Origin of the sequence: Spirosoma sp. KCTC 42546 (assembly GCF_006965485.1) — a bacterium.
Taxonomy (GTDB): domain Bacteria; phylum Bacteroidota; class Bacteroidia; order Cytophagales; family Spirosomataceae; genus Spirosoma.
Map to the genome: position 1 here is coordinate 5,861,399 of NZ_CP041360.1, position 17,636 is coordinate 5,879,034.

Sequence of the window (17,636 nt, forward strand, 5' to 3'; positions counted from 1 at the left end):
CTGTCAAAATCTTTATCTCAACTCTATGACACAAAACGCGTCCAATTCGTCTACCCTCTCCCGTCGGGGATTTACAGCCGGGATAATTTCAACTGCTGTACTGAGTAACACCTTCGCAGAAGCCGCCGATAACCTCCTGAATCCTGCCGTTTCACGGACCGACAAACTCGTTATTTACCAGATTTTTACCCGCCTGTTTGGGAATCAGAAAACAACCAACAAGCCCTGGGGCACCCGCAATGAAAATGGCGTTGGGAAGTTTAACGATATTACAGACAAGGCGTTGCAGGAACTGAAGACGTTCGGTATTTCGCACGTTTGGTATACGGGCGTTATCGAACACGCGCTCATCACCGATTATTCGTCAAGTGGTATTCCGAAAGATAACCCCCAGATTGTCAAGGGCCGCGCGGGATCGCCTTACGCCATCAAGGACTATTACGATGTCGATCCTGATCTGGCGGTGGATGTTAGAAATCGAATGCAGGAATTTGAGGCTCTGATCAAGCGATCGCATGCAAATGGGTTGAAGGTAATTATTGATTTTGTCCCGAATCACCTGGCTCGTCAATACCATTCAGATGCGAAGCCATCAGGAGTTGAGGACATGGGACAAACCGACGACAAGACGAAAGCGTTTGATCCAAAAAACAATTTTTATTACCTGCCCAAGGAATTGTTTCATGTACCCGACGGTGTCCATGTACCAGAAGGCCTGTCATCCGGCCCGTATATCGAACTGCCTGCCAAAGCAACAGGAAACGATGTTTTCAAGGCCAAACCCAACCTCGATGATTGGTACGAAACCATCAAGCTAAACTACGGCGTCGACTACCAGAATAACCGCCAGACCCATTTCAACCCTATCCCGTCGACCTGGTTCAAGATGCGGGATATTCTGCTGTTCTGGGCCCAAAAAGGCGTTGATGGATTCCGTTGCGATATGGCCGAAATGGTTCCTGTTGAATTCTGGGGCTGGGCCATCCCGCAGGTAAAAGCGTTCAGGTCCAGTCTGGTGTTTATTGCCGAAATCTATAATCCGAGCGAATACAAAAACTACATTCAGACCGGCAAATTCGACTACCTCTACGACAAGGTCGGCCTTTATGATTCTTTACGGCGACTGATGGAGGGCAAAGGAACGGTGGAGGATATTACAAAAGTCTGGCAAACCGAATCCGGGGATATTTCGGAACATATGGTCCGCTTCCTGGAAAACCACGACGAACAGCGCATTGCGTCTAGCTTTTTCGCAGGCGATCCATGGACGGCTGTTCCGGCCATGACCCTTTCGGCAACGCTGCACACGGGTCCGGTCATGCTTTATTTTGGGCAGGAACTGGGTGTAAATCCGACAAAAGCCGAAGGTTTTCAGGGCGATGACGGGCGCACCACTATTTTCGATTATTGGGGAATTCCAGAATATCAGGCCTGGACGAATGGCAGGAAATTCGATGGCGGAAAATTAACCGCTAATCAGAAAAAACTACGGCAATTTTACCAGCAACTCAACCAGTTGGTCAACACCAGCGACGCCATCCGAACGGGTAGTTTCTACGATTTACAGGCCAGCAATCGTCAAAATGCCGACTATGACCAGAAGCGGCTGTACAGTTACCTGCGGTATTCCGGCAAACAAAAGCTACTGATTATCTGCAACTTCGACAAAACGAAGTCAGCTTCTACCCTGGTCAATATTCCAGATGATGCCTGGCAGAAGATGAAACTAAAAAGTGCTGACATCCATTCGTTTCGGGATATTTTTCGAACCAAAACGAACCTTCAAGCCCCAAACAGTGTGCCTATTGACCTGCCTCCGCTGGGAGTGTTGGTGCTAGAAATTGTGTAGTTATTTTCGACAGGATGAACAGGATTTACGCGATTGAAATCCTGTTCATCCCGTAAATCCTGTCGAAAAAATCAAGTTTGTCTTGCCGAGCCGACAAGCACTATAAATCCAGATGCGATTATTTGGTAAGTTAGCCGACTTGAACACAACCTCTCTATGAAACAGCTTCTCCCGGCTCTCTTCCTGATGGCTTCTTCCGCTTTTGCCCAGACGGGTGCAACGCGTACAATGGCCCATGTAACAACCTACCAGCCCCCCGTCTTCACTGACGCCGACCGGCTAAAACGGCTGGAAGCGGCCTTCCCTGTTGTCGAAAAAATATATAAGGACGCGGCCGAGAAACGTCATCTGCCGGGCATCGCGTTCGGCATTGTGCTGGATGGCAAACTCGTGTATTCGGGAGGAGTTGGCTACACGGATGTCGCCAAGAAAATACCCGCAACGGCCAAATCATTGTTTCGAATTGCATCGATGACCAAGAGCCTGACATCGATGGCGATCCTGAAACTCCGCGATGAAGGCAAACTACAACTCGATGATCCGGCCGAAAACTATATCCCGGAACTAAAATTGCACAAATACCTGACGGCCGACGCGCCCAAAATTACGGTTCGTAACCTGATGACCCACTCGGCCGGTTTTCCCGAAGACAATCCCTGGGGCGACCGGCAACTGGATGATTCAGATGCCGATTTGCTCAAGCTGATCAAAGACGGCATCTCGAATTCAAACGTACCGAACGTTACCTACGAATACAGTAATCTTGGTTTCGCCATGCTGGGCCACATCATTACGGTTGTATCGAAAAAGCCGTATCAGCAGTATATCACCGAAACGATCCTGAAGCCACTGGGCATGAACGATACGCAGTGGGAATACACCAAAGTGCCCGCCGAGAAACTAGCCCTGGGTTACCGCTGGCAGGACGACAAGTGGCTCGAAGAACCACTCCTGCACGATGGTTCCTACGGGGCAATGGGTGGCCTCATTACCTCTATCGATGATTTCAGTAAATATGTTGCTCTCCACCAAAGTGCCTGGCCACCAAGTAATGCCCCTGATACTGGTCAGAATGCCGCATCACCCATCAAACGGAGTTCGCTGCGGGAGATGCAGAAACCCTGGACATTATCAGGGCTGAATGCGCAGGCAAAAAATTCGGCGGGCCAGCTATGCCCTGAAGTAACGGGCTACGGCTACGGACTACGATGGGGCCAGAACTGCAAAGGGCAGGTAGGCATAGGGCATACGGGCGGACTTCCGGGCTTCGGCAGTCAGTGGCGCATCCTGACCGATTATGGCGTTGGCATCATTTCCTACGCCAACCTGACCTATGCCGGGATGGGCACCGTAAATGCAGTTGTACTCGATACACTGGTGGGTATTGGAAAATTGCCCCCACGCCAGCTACCCGTATCGCCCATCCTCGCCCAACGCAAAGCTGAACTACTAAAACTCCTCCCCGACTGGTCAAATGCGGAAAGAAGCGGCATTTTTGCCGAAAACTTCTTCCCGGACAAGTCCGTGGCCATACGTCGGAAAGTAGTGCAGGATTTATACGCTAAAGTGGGTAAAATTGAGCGAGTCGGCGACCTCATTCCCGAAAATCAGTTGCGCGGCCACTTCCTGCTGGAAGGCGAGAAAGCTAACATCGACGTATTTTTCACGTTAACCCCGGAGAATCCGGCGCTGATTCAGCAACTGGATTTTAGAGAAGTGCCTAAATAGTTCGAAGTTTACGGTTTGGAGTTCGAAGTTTACGTAGCAAAAACGTCAGACTTCGAACTCCAAACCTCAAACCCTGTGACAATGAACGAACAAATTTCCCCGGCCACTGAGCAGGATATTCCAGCATTAGATAAGCTCGTGAATAGTGCCTATCGGGGCGAAAGCTCAAAAAAAGGCTGGACAACCGAAGCTAATTTAATCGATGGTATCCGAACAAATGAAGAAGGCTTGCGTACGATGCTCCAGACGCCGGATGCCACTATCATAAAATATGAAGAGGCTGGCCAACTCCTTGGGTGCGTCTATCTGGAAAAGAAAGGTCCTGATTTATACCTGGGGATGCTCACCGTTTCGCCCGAAGCGCAGACGGGTGGCATTGGTAAACAATTGATGGCCGCTGCCGAGCAAACCGCTATAGTCCAGCATTGTCGGGCCATTACGATGACGGTTATTACGGTTCGTCATGAACTGATTGCCTGGTATGAACGACGTGGCTATCAGTCAACAGACGAACGGATACCTTTTCCCAACAACCCGAATTTAGGGATACTCAAACAGCCCCTGGAATTCATGGTCATGGAAAAAGTGTTGACATAATCAGGAGAAACTAGCCCTACCAGATCCGATTTGCGCGCCAATTACCGGGGTGCCTCTTTTCTCGATTAGATACACAACAAAGAAAAAAAAGAGACGCGAAAGCCTTTTGGGACAAAAGTACCTTTGCGTTTGCCGATTTAACTCTATAATTTCACCACATTAAACCGAAACAACGATACCACAAGCCTTATGTCAGCTTCCAAACGCGTCCTGATTGCCGAAGATAGCTCCGTTATCCAGAATCTGGCCCGCAAAATACTTGAGTTTCAGAATTATGACATCACCGCCGTTAAAAACGGAGAACAAGTGTTGCAGATTCTGGAGAAAGAAGACTTCAGTATTCTCCTGTTAGACATCAATATGCCGTTGATGGATGGTATGGAATGCGTTCGGCGGGTTCGGGCGTTACCTGAAAAAGAAAAAGCCAGCGTACCCATTGTTGCCATCACGGGTAATGCTAAAAACTACACCGAGGAAGAATTTAAGACCGCCGGTTTCAACGATGTTCTTGTAAAACCCCTCAACTTCGACCGTCTGGTAGAAGTCGTTAATCAGCTTACAGACAAATAAAAAGGGAGGAAAGGAGGATGGAGGAAAGGGAGTAAAGGGTTTATACTACCAAATCCCTCTCCTCCCTTTTCTCCATCCTCCCTTTCCTCCTTATGATTATCACATTGCTGGGTACAGGAACATCGTCGGGCGTGCCACTCATTGGCTGCCAGTGTGATGTTTGCCGGTCAGTCGATTTTCGGGATAAGCGGCTTCGTACCTCAGCCCATATTTCGGTGAATGGGCGCAGTTTTGTGATCGATACGGGTCCTGACTTTCGCCAACAGGTACTTCGACTGAATTTGCTGCAACTCGATGCCGTTCTGTTCACCCATGAACATAAAGATCACACGGCGGGCTTAGATGAGGTGAGAGCCTATAATTTCCGGTCCGGGCAGGATATGCCTGTGTATGGTCGCCCAACTGTACTGGCGCAGTTACAGCGCGAATTTGCCTACATTTTTGCCGAGCATAAGTATCCCGGCACGCCCCACGTTCTGTTGAACGAAATCCGTAACGAGCCCTTTGAGGTTTTGGGCATCCCGATTATCCCAATCGAGGTCATGCACCACAAACTTCCCGTATTTGGCTACCGAATCGGCGATTTCAGCTACCTCACCGATCTTAATTACATTGCTGACGAGGAGTTGGAAAAAGTAAAAGGCTCTAAAGTACTAGTAGTCGATGCACTTCAGCGTCAGGCCCATATTTCGCACTTCACGCTCGATCAAGCCATTGCCCTGGCGCAACGCGTCAATGCCGACCGCACCTATTTCGTGCACATCAGCCACAAACTTGGTCTGCATAACGAGGTCGAGAAAGAGCTTCCGGCTGGCATTCGCCTTGGCTATGATGGTTTGCAAATTCGGTTGTAGGAGTTACAACTAATAGTTTTCTTTTATCAACTACAGCAGTAAGGGCAGCTACGGCAAACCAAATCCCGTAGGGATAGCTCATGTTGTAGCCGTGGGTTCTAACCTACAGGCTAAATCGCCAGACCCGTTTCGGCATCAAAAAAGTGGCATTGATCAAGATTCCAGAACAGATTGACAGGTTGTCCGAACGGGGCAACATAGCCCGCCGATAAACGGGCAATTAGCCGTCCCTCATCAATCGGGCAGTAGACCAGCGTTTCGTTGCCCATGTTCTCAATAGCCTCAATCGTTACGGGTTGTACATGAACGGCCTGCGCTACCGGTGGCTGCTCACTGAGGTGTTCGGCCCGGATACCAAGCGTAATGGGCTTACCCGCATACAGCCGTAATCGGCTGGCCCAGGGCAATGTTGACAGATCAATCAGTACTTGATTACCCGCACTAATAAAGCGTAATGAGGTATCATCCACAAGACGACCCGGCACGAAATTCATAGGTGGTGTGCCAATAAATCCGGCCACGAACTGCGTTGCGGGATGGTTGTATAAGTTAATCGGCGTATCCTGTTGCACCACATCACCATCGCGCAGCACCACGATCCGGTCGCCGAGGGTCATGGCTTCCACCTGATCGTGAGTGACGTAAATAATCGTCGCGTTCAGTTCCCGGTGAAGTTTCTGCAATTCGATCCGCGTTTGCACCCGCAGTTTCGCGTCCAGGTTACTCAGGGGCTCGTCAAATAAAAACACCTTGGGGTTGCGCACAATGGCCCGCCCAATGGCCACCCGCTGCCGTTGTCCCCCCGACATATCCTTAGGCTTTCGATCCAGTAATGCTTCTATTTCGAGCATAGTAGCCGCCCGATTGACCCGCTGTTTGATATCCTCTTTCGGTAAACCCGCCAGCTTTAACCCAAAAGCCATATTATCAAACACAGTCATGTGCGGATAGAGGGCATAGTTCTGAAACACCATGGCAATGTCGCGGTCTTTGGGGGGTACGTCATTAACGCGTTTCCCGTCGATCAGCAGCTCGCCCTCGGTGATTTCTTCCAGACCTGCAATCATGCGCAGCAACGTCGATTTGCCACAACCCGACGGCCCAACGAGCACCAGAAATTCCCGGTCGTTGACGGTTATGTTGACGTCCCGAATAACGCGTGGGCCTTTCTCGTAGGCTTTGGCAATATGCACCAGTTTAACTTCTGCCATAATTAAGGGTATTTGTTTGCCTGGGTTACGGCATCGGGGTAATTCTCCAGTCGCTGAAAAGCCAGCAACGCTTCAATGGTGGACTCAGCACCCGAGTTTTTATTGATCTGAGTATCCGACGTAATCCCATCGAAGCCCAGACCAGTTGTTTTATCATACATAGTTGCTTTCGCGGGGTTATTGCCTAAAAACCAGCCCGCCAGTTGCCCCGCCAGCGTAACGTATTGGGCATCTTTTGTCTGGTCATACAGTTCGAGTGCCGCCCACACCATTGGCCGCACGCCATAGGCAATCTGCGAAAAACGCGATTTTTTACCGAAGGTAAGCACTGTGCCCTGCTGACTCACATCAAACGATTCCAGAAAACCCTCTTTGAGCAAATACGGATAAAAGTTATCAATTTCCCGTTTGGCAACGGCAATCCAGTCGGCGCGGTTCAGGGCTTTACCCACCCGTAAAAGTGCATAGGACTGATCACTCCCATAGGCATGCCAGCCATTGTCGAAACTTAAAATCGCCCCATACGGCACCTGATCAGGTCCGCCGAACTGCATCTGAACAATCCCATCGCCCAGCGTACCAATCAGCTTAAGAACCTGACTATCGGGAGTTTGTTGCTGGTAGTTGAGCAGCCCGAGCATCATGATAGCTGCCTGATCGGAGCCGGAACCGTAGGGCAACCAGGTTGGAATTTTCAGCCCCTTCACAAAATTGTAGGCCTGGGCTTTACTACCAAAATCCCGAACCATATTCGTTACGAGCCGCTGACTGGCCGTTTGCAGGCGCGTGGCTAGCGCAGGATCGGCCGTTTTGTAATACGTATACGCTTCGGTCAGGCTCCAGAGCGCCCGCCACGACCACCAGTTAGGCTGGTTGATGCTGGTACTCCCCGACTTGTTGATCGACAGGTTGCCAAAGATGAAATTATAGAAGTAGCCGTTATCCGACTGCATCTGTAACACGAATTCCGTCAGCTTACGCAGCTTATCCTGCTTGGCAGTATTGGTCGTCAAATCGGGTTCGTTTACCAGAAACAGAACCGTTCGGGCTATATCATCGACGCAGGCCGCTCCTTCGTCGTCGTCGGCAACCCACTTATAATCAGGATACTCGCTATAGATATTAATCAACCCCACATCAGCACCATTCAGTTTGACAGCCTGGTACAACTGATCGAGGTGAATGGTATTAACCAGTCGGGCACTCACTGGCGTGGGTTGAACCGGCTGGTTCTTGTTACAGGAAACCGATAACAGCGGAAGCTGAAACAGGAAAAGCCAGAGGAAACGATAATGGGTTTTCATAGCGATAGAGTAGTTGGTTAATGGATAATGGTTAATGCACAATGAATAATTTATAATGCATAATGACCTAACTATCAACTAAATAACATTATTCATTATTCATTATTCATTATTCATCAGTTAATCTTTCAACCCCGACGAGGCCATACTGCGGATAAAATGTTTTTGAAAAAACAGGTATACAATCAGAATTGGCAGGGCCAGCATGACGGCTGCGGCAATCTTCACACCTAATTGCGCATCGGCCCGGCCACCTACCGAAAATAGCGTCACCATCTGGGGCATGGTCATAGTCGATTCATTACGAATTACGATCAGTGGCCAGAGGGCTTCGTTCCACAAACCCATGAATGTCAGAATGGTAATGGTCAGAACGGTTGGAATAATGTTGGGTAGCAGAATCTGAAAAATGATGCGCAACTCCCCACAACCATCAATTCGGGCGGCATCGATCAAGGCCTGGGGTAATCCGGCAAACGCCTGCCGAAACAGCAGCACCGCCAACGAGTTCATCACAAACGGAACAATCAGCGCAAAATACGAATCCACCCAACCCAGCTTCACCATCGTGATGTAGTTGGGAATCAGCGTGATCTGAAAAGGCAGCGTCATTGTAAAAATGATGAGGTAGAAAATCAGGTTACGCCCTCGGAACCGCAGTCGCGCGAGTGCATAGCCGACCATAGCTCCCAAAACCAGCACTAACCCTGTCGTGACGAGTGCCACCAGCAAGCTATTGATGAAGGCCCGACCGAGTGGTATCCGCTCAAAAACGGTGGTATAGTTTCGGATCGTCAGGTCAATAGGCAATAGCGTCAGCGAGCCAATCCCCTGCTCCGACGACAACGACGCGCTCACCATCCAGACAAACGGATAAATGAACGACAGAGCCGCCAGGATTAGAAATGTATATCGGAGTAGTTTCATACCATAAAGAGTGAATGGGTGAAAGAGTGAATGAGTGACGAGGCATCTTGAGGTTGATGAAGCGCTCTTTCACTCATTCGCTCTTTCGCTCTTTAAATTTCCTGTTCGACGTATCGTTTTTGAATCGCTACCACACCTAAAATCAAGAGTGCAAAAAAGAACCCCAACGTGGCCGAATAGCCCATGTGGTAGTACTGAAAGGCCTGTTTGTAAATGTACATGACCGCCGAAAGCGTACTGTTGAGCGGCCCACCCTCCGTCATAATGTAGGGCTCGATGAAAAGAGAAAAACCGCCAATGGTAGACAGCACGACAACCATAAAAATAGTGGGATTGATCATGGGCAGGGTGATGTAGCGAAACTTCTGCCAGTGCGTTGCGCCTTCCATATCGGCAGCTTCGTAATACTGAACCGGTACCGTTTGGAGTCCCACCAGAAACAGGATCACGTAAAGGCCTACATTTTTCCAGGTTGCCATCAGCGCAATGGCATACATGGCAATGCCGGGGTCCTCCAACCAGGGCACTTTCGGCAGCGACAACGCCGACAATCCCCGATTCAGAATACCCGCATTAAAGCCTAAAAGCTGCTGCCACAGAATCGTAACCACCACCCCCGACACGATGACCGGCAGGAAAAAAGCGGCCCGAAAAAACGACTTGCCCCGAATACTCTGGTTGAGAAATTCCGCCAATGCCAGCGCCACGACGATCTGCAGCGGGATATGCACGACCAGAAACCGTAGCGTATTGTAAATCGCCTGCCAGAACAGCCGATCCTGAAACAACCGTCGGTAGTTGTCCAGCCCAATAAACTTCATGGGCGAAATAATATTCCAGCTATGAAACGTCAGCACAATGGAGAATACCACCGGAAACGCCACAAACACGCAGAAGTACAGGATATACGGCGAAACCAGCCAATAAGGAATGAGTTTCTTCATAGGGTTAACGAGTGAAAGAATGAATGAGTGAAAGAGTGATGATCAAGCTGGGACAGCACTCATTCACTCATTCGCTCTTTCACTCAGTAATAACACATCAACCGCTTTGGCCGCGTCGCGGATGGCTTCTTCGGGCGTTTTTCGGTCGTACACGACGCAGGCTTCGTACTCCTGCGAAATGATATCGAACACTTCGACAATCACCTCGCTATTGTCGACGCCCTTGATGTAGCGCGACTGTCGGGCGAAGGGCAGCAGCTTCGGATTCTTTTGCAGAAACGCGCTGAAATACGGGTCGGTATCAACAGCCCGCCGGTGCGGAAACTGGCCCGTCAACTCCATCAGCCGTAAATCGCCGGGTTTGTCGACCAGCGTTTTAATGAACTCCCAGGCCGCTTTCGGATCGGGGCAGGTATTGAAAATAACAATGTTTTTCGGGTCGCCGTAGGTGTAGGCCGGACCGGTGTGGTTATCGGGTACGGGCATTGGCCAGGTATCGTAGTGCAGGCTGGGGTCCTTGTATTTTTCCAGAAAACCCACCTGCCAGGGCCCCGTAAAGGAGGTTGCAATGTGTTGATCCAGAAATGGGTCACGGGTAGCGGAGAGCCGCTCTTTCGAGAAGTAGCCATCCCGGTACAGTTGCTGCAAAAACCGAAACACCTCCACCGCGTACTTGTTGTTGAAGGCCGCCCGGTTGTTTTTCACCAGCGGAGCCCCGTTAGACGCAGCCAGATACAGTGGATAAAAGTTAAAAAATCGCTGGTACCAGATCACTTTCACCTCAGTGTACCCCAGCCATTGGTCCGTATAACCGTCGTGATTCAGGTCCTGCTTCAACCGTTTCCCGGCTTCCATATAGCTGGAATAGGTGTAAGGCGGTCGTTTCAGACCCGGCTCGTTCACCTGCCCGGTATTGCAGAGCGTCATGATCGGGTTCACTTTCCAGGGAACCTGATAAATATGTCCGTCCGACGAAGTAACTTCCTGGATAACAAGGCTATCGCAGCGTGCACGCAGAAACTCCAGGAACCCACTAATCGTATCGAGGGGTACCAGCACGCCCGCTTTGGCGTACATCTCAACACTCCCCTGCCACATATTGGCGTAGATATCGGGCGTGGTTTTGCCGACTACGGATGCCAGAATGATCTCCTCACTCGATTGTCCTTCGGGAATGGGTTGATAGTGCAGGGGCTTCTCGGGATGCTCGCGTTGCCAGCGGTCGGTAAACTCCCGGGCGAACGTGATCTCCCCGGCATTGTTGGAGCACCAGAATAGCAACGGTCGCTCCGTTTGCGTCTGCCGACAGCCTCCCAGCACCAGCCACCCGATAAAAACAACCCACCCGATTTTCTGCATACACGAAACTTAAGACAAAATGCTTGATTTTAAACACAGAGACACAAAGAACACAGGGTATTTAATAGAAACTAAAACGGAATCAATTATTACCCAATTGACTAAAATCCCGCATTCGCTTTAATTACTCTGTGACCGCTGTGTCTCTGTGTTTATTTCTTGTATTACTGACTCTTCTCCGCGTTGTATAACGACGTAATCTGCGTACTGGTTAGCACCACATTGTAGATACGAACGTCGTCCATGGAGCCGGTGTAGTAGCCACCCCAGGGGCCATTGAAGTTGTTGCCATCAGCATCGTCTTTCTCATTGGCGGTGTACAAACTCGTTGGCAAATCCTGTCCGATCGTCATGTTGATCGTGCTTTTTACCGGTGCCAGATCGCCCGTTACGTCGGTCCAGCTTTTCACCAGCGTTCCATCGATGTAGAAGTTCATTTCTCCCGATTTATAACTCACGGCGATATGATACCACTTGTTGTTGGCCAATGTCACCGACTCATCGTCTTTGTCCTTCGCACCAGCGGTTGTTTTCACCGTAAAGAATACTTTATTAGCCTCCTGCAACTGGACTTTATAGCCATTCCAGCGGTTCAGTGCCAACAGGTAATTACTGGCCCGGGTTGTATCCCGTTTGATCCACATGCTGATCGTGATTTCTTTGGATGGGTTCAGTACCGAATTATACGGAATCTCGATGTTACCCCCTTTATCGAAATGATACGCTTTGTTGGCCACCCCAAATCGGTCGGCGGTGAGTGTGGGCGTACCGGCACCCCATAAGGCGCTACCCGCTTTCAGGGTTCCGTTGAAGCCTTTCCCTGATACATCGGTCGCATCGCCATTGAAGAGCATATGCAGAATGAGTTTATCGGGGGCAATTTCGGCAACCTGCTTGCTCTTGAAGGTCGCTATGGCCTGCCCGAGGTTCACATTAGCATTGTTGACAGCCGTTTGCGTGGCGGCATTGTCGCTGTTAACGGTCGTAGCTGCATCGATCGCGGTTTTGAAAGTCGCTTTCGAGCCCGTTTCATACCGGCCGATAGCCGTTCCTTCTACGGCTGCCGTGTATAAAGCATTGGCACTGTCGAGTCGGGCTTTGAGGGCGGTTTTGTCGATGGGCGTAACCGGGGTATCATCATTCTTTTTGCAGGCCTGAAGCACAACCAGCAATAAGCATAGAGCCATCAGACTCCGTAGTAAGGCAGTAACCGAAACAGGTAAGTTTTTCATGAGCGTACTGGGTTTTGACAAATTGATTAGTGAACAAACTGAATTAAAAAACAAGGCCTTTGTTGGTATCCCGTTCGCTCTGCGGAATCGGGAAATAGCGGTTGGTTTCGTACTTGAATGACGGTTTATCGCGCAGGGCATTCTGGGCGTAGTCTTTGCCGTAGCGCATGATGTCGAAGTATCGGTGAAATTCAAAGCCCAATTCCACCCGACGCTCGTGCCGGATGATATCGCGCAGGCTCGACTGACTCGTATTCGTTACATCGGGCAATAGACCTGCCGGAACCACTGGCGTTGGCGTGGCCATGCTTAAGCTGATGTCGTAGAGGTAACTCTCGCGCGCCCGCTTCCGAACCAGATTCAGGGGCACCAGCGCATCGGCTGAGCGCCCCAGTTCATTGAGTGCTTCGGCCTGAATCAGCAGCACTTCGGCGTAGCGGATGGTTACGTAGTTCAGGTTCCCATCGCCCTTCGTGCTTTTGGGAACTTCTGTGATGGGCTGAACGTGCTTTTTGTTCAGGTAACCCGTTGGCGACCAGAGTGGATCGTAGGTTGTCCCGTCGATCCAGGGATGGCCCGCCCGCGCTACAGTATAATCCAGACGCGGATCAACAACGCCCGCGCTCGTCTTCTCAAAGGCATCGACAAAATTCTGCGTTGGCACATTGAAGAAATAGCCGTTTTCGGGGTTTCGCGGAGCAAACCACTGATTCAGCCGATTCCCCGTAAATGGCACTTGCCCCGTCAGGTGCTGCACCGCAAAGACCGTCTCGCTGCTGTTTTTGAAGGCCTGGTTGAAGTTTTGCGAATACACGGGCAGCAACGAATAAACTCCGCTGCTAATGACCTGACCGGCGGCATCGGCGGCCAGTTGCCATTTCCCTTCGTACAGATACGCCTTCGCCAGCAATGCCTGAGCCGCCCCTTTGGTGGCCCGGCCTACATCGGCACCCGTATACGTGGCGGGTAGACTTTTAATCGCTTCCTGCAAATCAGCCTCAATGGCGTTGGTATACACATCCGCTACCGGCGACTGCGGAATTTGTAGCTGATCGGCATTTTTGGGCTCCAGCAGCACGGGCACCGGGCCGTAAATATTAACCAGGTAGAAATAATTCAACGCCCGCAGAAATCGCGCTTCGCCCAGAATCCGCGCTTTCAGATCGGCGGCTATTGCAATAGTTGGCACCTGCTGAATAACCCGATTGCAACGACTGATGCCTTCGTACAGCAACCCCCACTCCGATTCGACCGGCCCGTTGTTAGGGTATACCGTGAAGTCGTCAATCAGACCAATATCGGCCTGATCGCCGGGGTCCCCTCCCTTGGCGGCATCGTCCGATGCCACATCACCGAACACCCACAAGCGGTTATTATCCGATGAAAACGACAGGGTCTGGTAGGCAGCATTCAGGGCCTGCAACGCCTGCGCCTGGGTCTTGTAAAACGTGTCTTCCGAATAAGCCGCCCGTACCTCTTCGTTCAGAAAATTAGAGCAGCTACTGACCGAAATCAGCAGCGTGGAGAGTATGAATGTGTATGTCTTTTTCATAACGGATTGCGCTAAAAGCTTACATTTAATCCAACCGTATAGGTTTTGGCGCTTGGATACGTGCCCCAGTCGATGCCCACGGCCACATCGCCCTTGAACTGCTCGTTGTTCACGTTGTCGCTGCTTTGCTGTTCGGGGTCCAGGCCGGGGTACTTGGTGAACGTGAGCAGGTTTTGCCCACTCACATACACCCGGATGGTGGAGGAACCCAGTTTTTTGGTGAGGGTGCTGGGCAGCGTGTAGCCGAGCTGGAGATTTTTCAGGCGGGTGTAAGCCCCATCTTCCAGAAAACGGGTCGATGGTTGCTTGTTATTGGCCGATCCACTCCACGATACCCGAGGTTGTGTATTGCTGGTTCCTTCGCCATGCCAATGGTCGTCGACCACCCGTTGGGTTACGTTGAACGCCCGGTAAAATCCTTCAATATCCGTGGCAACCTGGTAATAGATCTTGTTGCCCGAAACACCCTGAAAGAAGGCCGACAGGTCGAAGTTTTTCCATTGCAGGTTGGCCGTCAGGCCGTAGGTCAGCGTGGGAATCGGGCTCCCCACGTGCGACCGATCCAACTGGTTAATGAGCCCATCGCCGTTCATGTCTTTGAAGCGGACGTCGCCGGGTTTGATGTTATTACCCTGAAAGGCACTGGTAAAAATCTGGCCTTCGTTCTGAAAAATTCCGTCCTGCTGAAGCAGGTAGAACGAGCCAATGGGATAACCCGGCTCGGTCAGTGTACCGAAGACGCCGTTGTCGATCCGCCCGCCGGGAATGGGCCGACCTTCGCTGAGCGACAGGACTTTGTTGTGAATGAAGGAGGCATTGGCGCTAATGTCGTACGAAAAAGCGCCCTTTTTATAGCGAAAAATCAGGTCCAACTCCAGGCCACGGTTCTCCACCTGACCCGCATTGACATAGGGAGCAGCCGCACTACCGCCCGATTTGGGAACCGGGATTGGAACCAGAATATCGGAGGTTCGTTTGATGAAATAGTCGGCGGTGATCTGGAGTTTATTCTGAAGAAACCCCATTTCCAGGCCCACGTCGGTTTGGGTCGACGACTCCCATTTTACGTTGGAGTTTCCCCGCGTCACAACGGCATAACCCGCTACAGTTTGTGGACTGGCCCCGAATACATAGTTGTATCCACTACCTACCAGCGAAGCGTAGGGATAGTTACCGATATCCTGATTCCCCAGTTGACCGATGCTCGCCCGTAGTTTCAACAGGGAAATCGTGCGGGACAGGGGCTGAAAAAACTCCTCCCGGTCGATGTTCCAGCCTGCCGAACCCGAGAAGAAATTGGCGTATCGGTTCGTAGGCGAGAAGCGCGACGATCCATCGCGACGAACGTTGACCGATGCCAGGTATTTATCCCGAAACGCGTAGTTGACGCGTCCAAACAGCGAGAACAGCGACCAGCGGGAATCGCTTTCGAACGACTGCCGCCCGGTAATGTCGGCCCCCTGACCGAGGTAACGCAGGTTGCTCACCTGATCAATGAAATTCCGGTCGGAACCGCCCACATCGCGACTGACGCTGTGAATGGCTTCGGTACCCGCCAGCGCCGTTATCTGGTGGTTTTCACCGATCGTGATATCATAATTCAGGGTGTTGTTCCAGGTAATCGTACTAGCCGGACTAAACCGGTTGACGAGTGTGGAGGGGCTATTGATCCGATTGTTGGTGCCCCAGTTTTCGTTATAGGTTTTCCGGTTGACGATGTTCAGGTCGAGCCCGGCATCGGTCCGAAACCGTAGCCCTTTCAGGATTTGCCACTCCCCAAAAATATCCCCGAACACCCGATACTGTTGTTCTTTATTATCCTGTTTCTGCGCCAGCCCAACCGGGTTGTAGCCGTCGCCAAAGAAGGCCGGGAACTGGGGCAGATCGGCATAGTCGCCGTTTTGATCGTACACCGGAATGGCGGGCGTCCGGAACAGCGCATACCGAACAATGCTGCCGCCGTTGCCCCCGTACCCATCGCCCGAACTCCCCACAATACTGCGCTGCGAATAGGTGATATTCAGGTTGGTTCCAATTTTAACCTTTCGGGCAATCTCCGTATCGATGCTGGCCCGGAGTGCGTAGCGTTTGTAGCTCGAATTGAGAATGATACCCTGCTGATCGAAGTAATTGGCCGACAGGAGGTAATGCGACTTGTCGGTGCCTCCACTAACCGACAGTTGATAGTTCTGAATGGGAGCCGTACGAAAAATGGCTTTCTGCCAATCGGTATCGGCCACCTGAAGCGTACTCGGAATCAACTGGCGTTGCAGGCTCGGATTGGTAATTGACGCGTTGTCGTTGGTAGCCGCTTCGTTGTAGATGTTGATGTACTCCTGGGAGTTGGCCATCGGAATCAACCGACCGTGTTGCTGAATACCGGTATACGCATTAAACGTTACCCGAGGGGCACCACTTTTGCCGCGTTTGGTCGTCACCACAATCACGCCGTTGGCCGCACGTGCGCCATAAATAGCCGCCGAAGAGGCATCTTTCAGCACCGACATGCTTTCAATATCGGCAGGGTTTAGTACGCTGAAGGCATCTTTGGTTGGTACACCGTCAATGATAAACAGCGGGCTATTATCGTTGATCGTTCCCACCCCGCGAATCCGGACAGCAACCCCTTCGCCCGGAGCACCCGTTGACTGGGTCACGCGAACGCCCGATGATTTTCCCTGTAATGCCTGATCGATACCCGCCACAGGCAGGCGACTGATGTCTTTAGCCGTAATCGTCGAAACCGCCCCCGTCAGATCCGATTTTTTTTGCGATCCGTAGCCCACCACCACCACTTCCGACAGCGATTTATTATCGTCCTGCAAAGTGACAGTCAGGGTTGTTCGATTACCCACTGCCACCTCCTGCCCCAGATACCCGACGGAAGAGAACAGGATAACGGCCTGATCGTCGGCCACCGTAATCCGAAAATTACCCTGGGCATCGGTGGTGGTACCGGTCTGGGTTCCTTTCACCACCAGGTTGACACCCGGAATGGGCTGACTTTTCTCATCCAAAACGGTTCCCGTAACCACCTTATCGACACTCGCTGGGGTTTCGGGGGCCAGGGAGGCCCGGAAGTCGGACGAGGGTGGCAGCACGGCCTCACCGGATCTGGGTTTCAGCAGGATCAGTCGTGGACCGGTTACGGAGTAGTCGATCTGGAGAGGTGTTAGTAACTCGTTCAGCACCTTTTCCAGACGCTCATTTTTGACCGTCAGGCTGGCCTTCCGATCCGCTTTAATAAGCTCGAAGCTGTAGGCAAACTGCACATCGGCAATCTTCTCCAGCCGTTCCAGAATCGTTTCGACCGACTGGTTTGCTATTGACAGGCTTACGGTTCGTTTCAGTGGATTTTGGCCATGAACGGGTCGGGCAATCAGGCTGCCCATGACGCTGATGAGCAACAGGAACGGGATAAAAGTTAGTCGCATAAACCAGCGGAGGTACGAACGATGGGGTAGCGTTTTCATCATGATTGTGTTGAGTAAAGGGTACGTTTTCGGGTG

General features: G+C 51.3%; 13 protein-coding genes. 5 read left to right on the forward strand and 8 right to left on the reverse strand.

What is annotated here, in order from left to right; genetic code table 11:
- Positions 1-25 precede the first annotated feature (25 nt).
- From EXU85_RS24210 to EXU85_RS24230, 5 genes are all read left to right on the forward strand, one after another.
- Positions 26-1,849, forward strand: coding sequence for an alpha-amylase family glycosyl hydrolase (locus EXU85_RS24210; protein ID WP_142774553.1), 1,824 nt, complete (start codon positions 26-28; stop codon positions 1,847-1,849).
- 156 nt (positions 1,850-2,005) lie between these two features.
- On the forward strand, positions 2,006-3,577 hold the full coding sequence (locus EXU85_RS24215; RefSeq protein WP_142774554.1) for a serine hydrolase: 1,572 nt from the start codon (positions 2,006-2,008) through the stop codon (positions 3,575-3,577).
- 81 nt (positions 3,578-3,658) lie between these two features.
- The gene (locus tag EXU85_RS24220; protein ID WP_142774555.1) at positions 3,659-4,174 is read left to right on the forward strand and encodes a GNAT family N-acetyltransferase; all 516 of its coding nucleotides are present in this window, start codon (positions 3,659-3,661) and stop codon (positions 4,172-4,174) included.
- A 189-nt stretch (positions 4,175-4,363) separates the two neighbouring features.
- Positions 4,364-4,744 carry a response regulator gene (locus tag EXU85_RS24225; RefSeq protein WP_046575488.1) on the forward strand — a complete coding sequence of 127 codons (381 nt, stop codon included), beginning with the start codon at positions 4,364-4,366 and terminating at the stop codon, positions 4,742-4,744.
- 92 nt (positions 4,745-4,836) lie between these two features.
- Positions 4,837-5,598, forward strand: a complete 762-nt coding sequence (locus EXU85_RS24230; RefSeq protein ID WP_142774556.1) for an MBL fold metallo-hydrolase — start codon at positions 4,837-4,839, stop codon at positions 5,596-5,598.
- A gap of 110 nt (positions 5,599-5,708) precedes the next feature.
- On the opposite strand, the gene EXU85_RS24235 is transcribed toward EXU85_RS24230, so the two are convergent.
- The 8 genes from EXU85_RS24235 to EXU85_RS24270 form a co-directional block, all read right to left on the reverse strand.
- The gene (locus tag EXU85_RS24235; protein WP_142774557.1) at positions 5,709-6,809 is read right to left on the reverse strand and encodes an ABC transporter ATP-binding protein; all 1,101 of its coding nucleotides are present in this window, start codon (positions 6,807-6,809) and stop codon (positions 5,709-5,711) included.
- A gap of 2 nt (positions 6,810-6,811) precedes the next feature.
- Complete coding sequence (locus tag EXU85_RS35675) at positions 6,812-8,113, reverse strand: hypothetical protein (protein ID WP_142774558.1); 1,302 nt, start codon at positions 8,111-8,113, stop codon at positions 6,812-6,814.
- Between the two features lie 120 nt (positions 8,114-8,233).
- A complete protein-coding gene (locus EXU85_RS24245) occupies positions 8,234-9,040 on the reverse strand; it encodes a carbohydrate ABC transporter permease (RefSeq protein ID WP_142774559.1) in 807 nt (268 codons plus the stop codon).
- Between the two features lie 92 nt (positions 9,041-9,132).
- Complete coding sequence (locus EXU85_RS24250) at positions 9,133-9,984, reverse strand: carbohydrate ABC transporter permease (RefSeq protein WP_142774560.1); 852 nt, start codon at positions 9,982-9,984, stop codon at positions 9,133-9,135.
- A gap of 63 nt (positions 9,985-10,047) precedes the next feature.
- Positions 10,048-11,343 (reverse strand): extracellular solute-binding protein, encoded by a 1,296-nt coding sequence (locus EXU85_RS24255; RefSeq protein ID WP_142774561.1) that lies wholly within the window; start codon positions 11,341-11,343, stop codon positions 10,048-10,050.
- 164 nt (positions 11,344-11,507) lie between these two features.
- On the reverse strand, positions 11,508-12,575 hold the full coding sequence (locus tag EXU85_RS24260; RefSeq protein ID WP_168207862.1) for a LamG domain-containing protein: 1,068 nt from the start codon (positions 12,573-12,575) through the stop codon (positions 11,508-11,510).
- A gap of 43 nt (positions 12,576-12,618) precedes the next feature.
- Positions 12,619-14,127: a RagB/SusD family nutrient uptake outer membrane protein gene (locus tag EXU85_RS24265; RefSeq protein WP_142774563.1), complete on the reverse strand. Its 1,509-nt coding sequence runs from the start codon at positions 14,125-14,127 to the stop codon at positions 12,619-12,621.
- 11 nt (positions 14,128-14,138) lie between these two features.
- Positions 14,139-17,603: a TonB-dependent receptor gene (locus tag EXU85_RS24270; protein ID WP_142774564.1), complete on the reverse strand. Its 3,465-nt coding sequence runs from the start codon at positions 17,601-17,603 to the stop codon at positions 14,139-14,141.
- Positions 17,604-17,636 lie beyond the last annotated feature (33 nt).

What these genes read in the sequence shown, in the direction of transcription:
- EXU85_RS24210 (WP_142774553.1), top strand. Translation starts at nt 26, where the DNA reads ATGACACAAAACGCGTCCAATTCGTCTACCCTCTCCCGTCGGGGATTT.
- EXU85_RS24215 (WP_142774554.1), top strand. Translation starts at nt 2,006, where the DNA reads ATGAAACAGCTTCTCCCGGCTCTCTTCCTGATGGCTTCTTCCGCTTTT.
- EXU85_RS24220 (WP_142774555.1), top strand. Translation starts at nt 3,659, where the DNA reads ATGAACGAACAAATTTCCCCGGCCACTGAGCAGGATATTCCAGCATTA.
- EXU85_RS24225 (WP_046575488.1), top strand. Translation starts at nt 4,364, where the DNA reads ATGTCAGCTTCCAAACGCGTCCTGATTGCCGAAGATAGCTCCGTTATC.
- EXU85_RS24230 (WP_142774556.1), top strand. Translation starts at nt 4,837, where the DNA reads ATGATTATCACATTGCTGGGTACAGGAACATCGTCGGGCGTGCCACTC.
- EXU85_RS24235 (WP_142774557.1), bottom strand. Translation starts at nt 6,809, where the DNA reads ATGGCAGAAGTTAAACTGGTGCATATTGCCAAAGCCTACGAGAAAGGC.
- EXU85_RS35675 (WP_142774558.1), bottom strand. Translation starts at nt 8,113, where the DNA reads ATGAAAACCCATTATCGTTTCCTCTGGCTTTTCCTGTTTCAGCTTCCG.
- EXU85_RS24245 (WP_142774559.1), bottom strand. Translation starts at nt 9,040, where the DNA reads ATGAAACTACTCCGATATACATTTCTAATCCTGGCGGCTCTGTCGTTC.
- EXU85_RS24250 (WP_142774560.1), bottom strand. Translation starts at nt 9,984, where the DNA reads ATGAAGAAACTCATTCCTTATTGGCTGGTTTCGCCGTATATCCTGTAC.
- EXU85_RS24255 (WP_142774561.1), bottom strand. Translation starts at nt 11,343, where the DNA reads ATGCAGAAAATCGGGTGGGTTGTTTTTATCGGGTGGCTGGTGCTGGGA.
- EXU85_RS24260 (WP_168207862.1), bottom strand. Translation starts at nt 12,575, where the DNA reads ATGAAAAACTTACCTGTTTCGGTTACTGCCTTACTACGGAGTCTGATG.
- EXU85_RS24265 (WP_142774563.1), bottom strand. Translation starts at nt 14,127, where the DNA reads ATGAAAAAGACATACACATTCATACTCTCCACGCTGCTGATTTCGGTC.
- EXU85_RS24270 (WP_142774564.1), bottom strand. Translation starts at nt 17,603, where the DNA reads ATGATGAAAACGCTACCCCATCGTTCGTACCTCCGCTGGTTTATGCGA.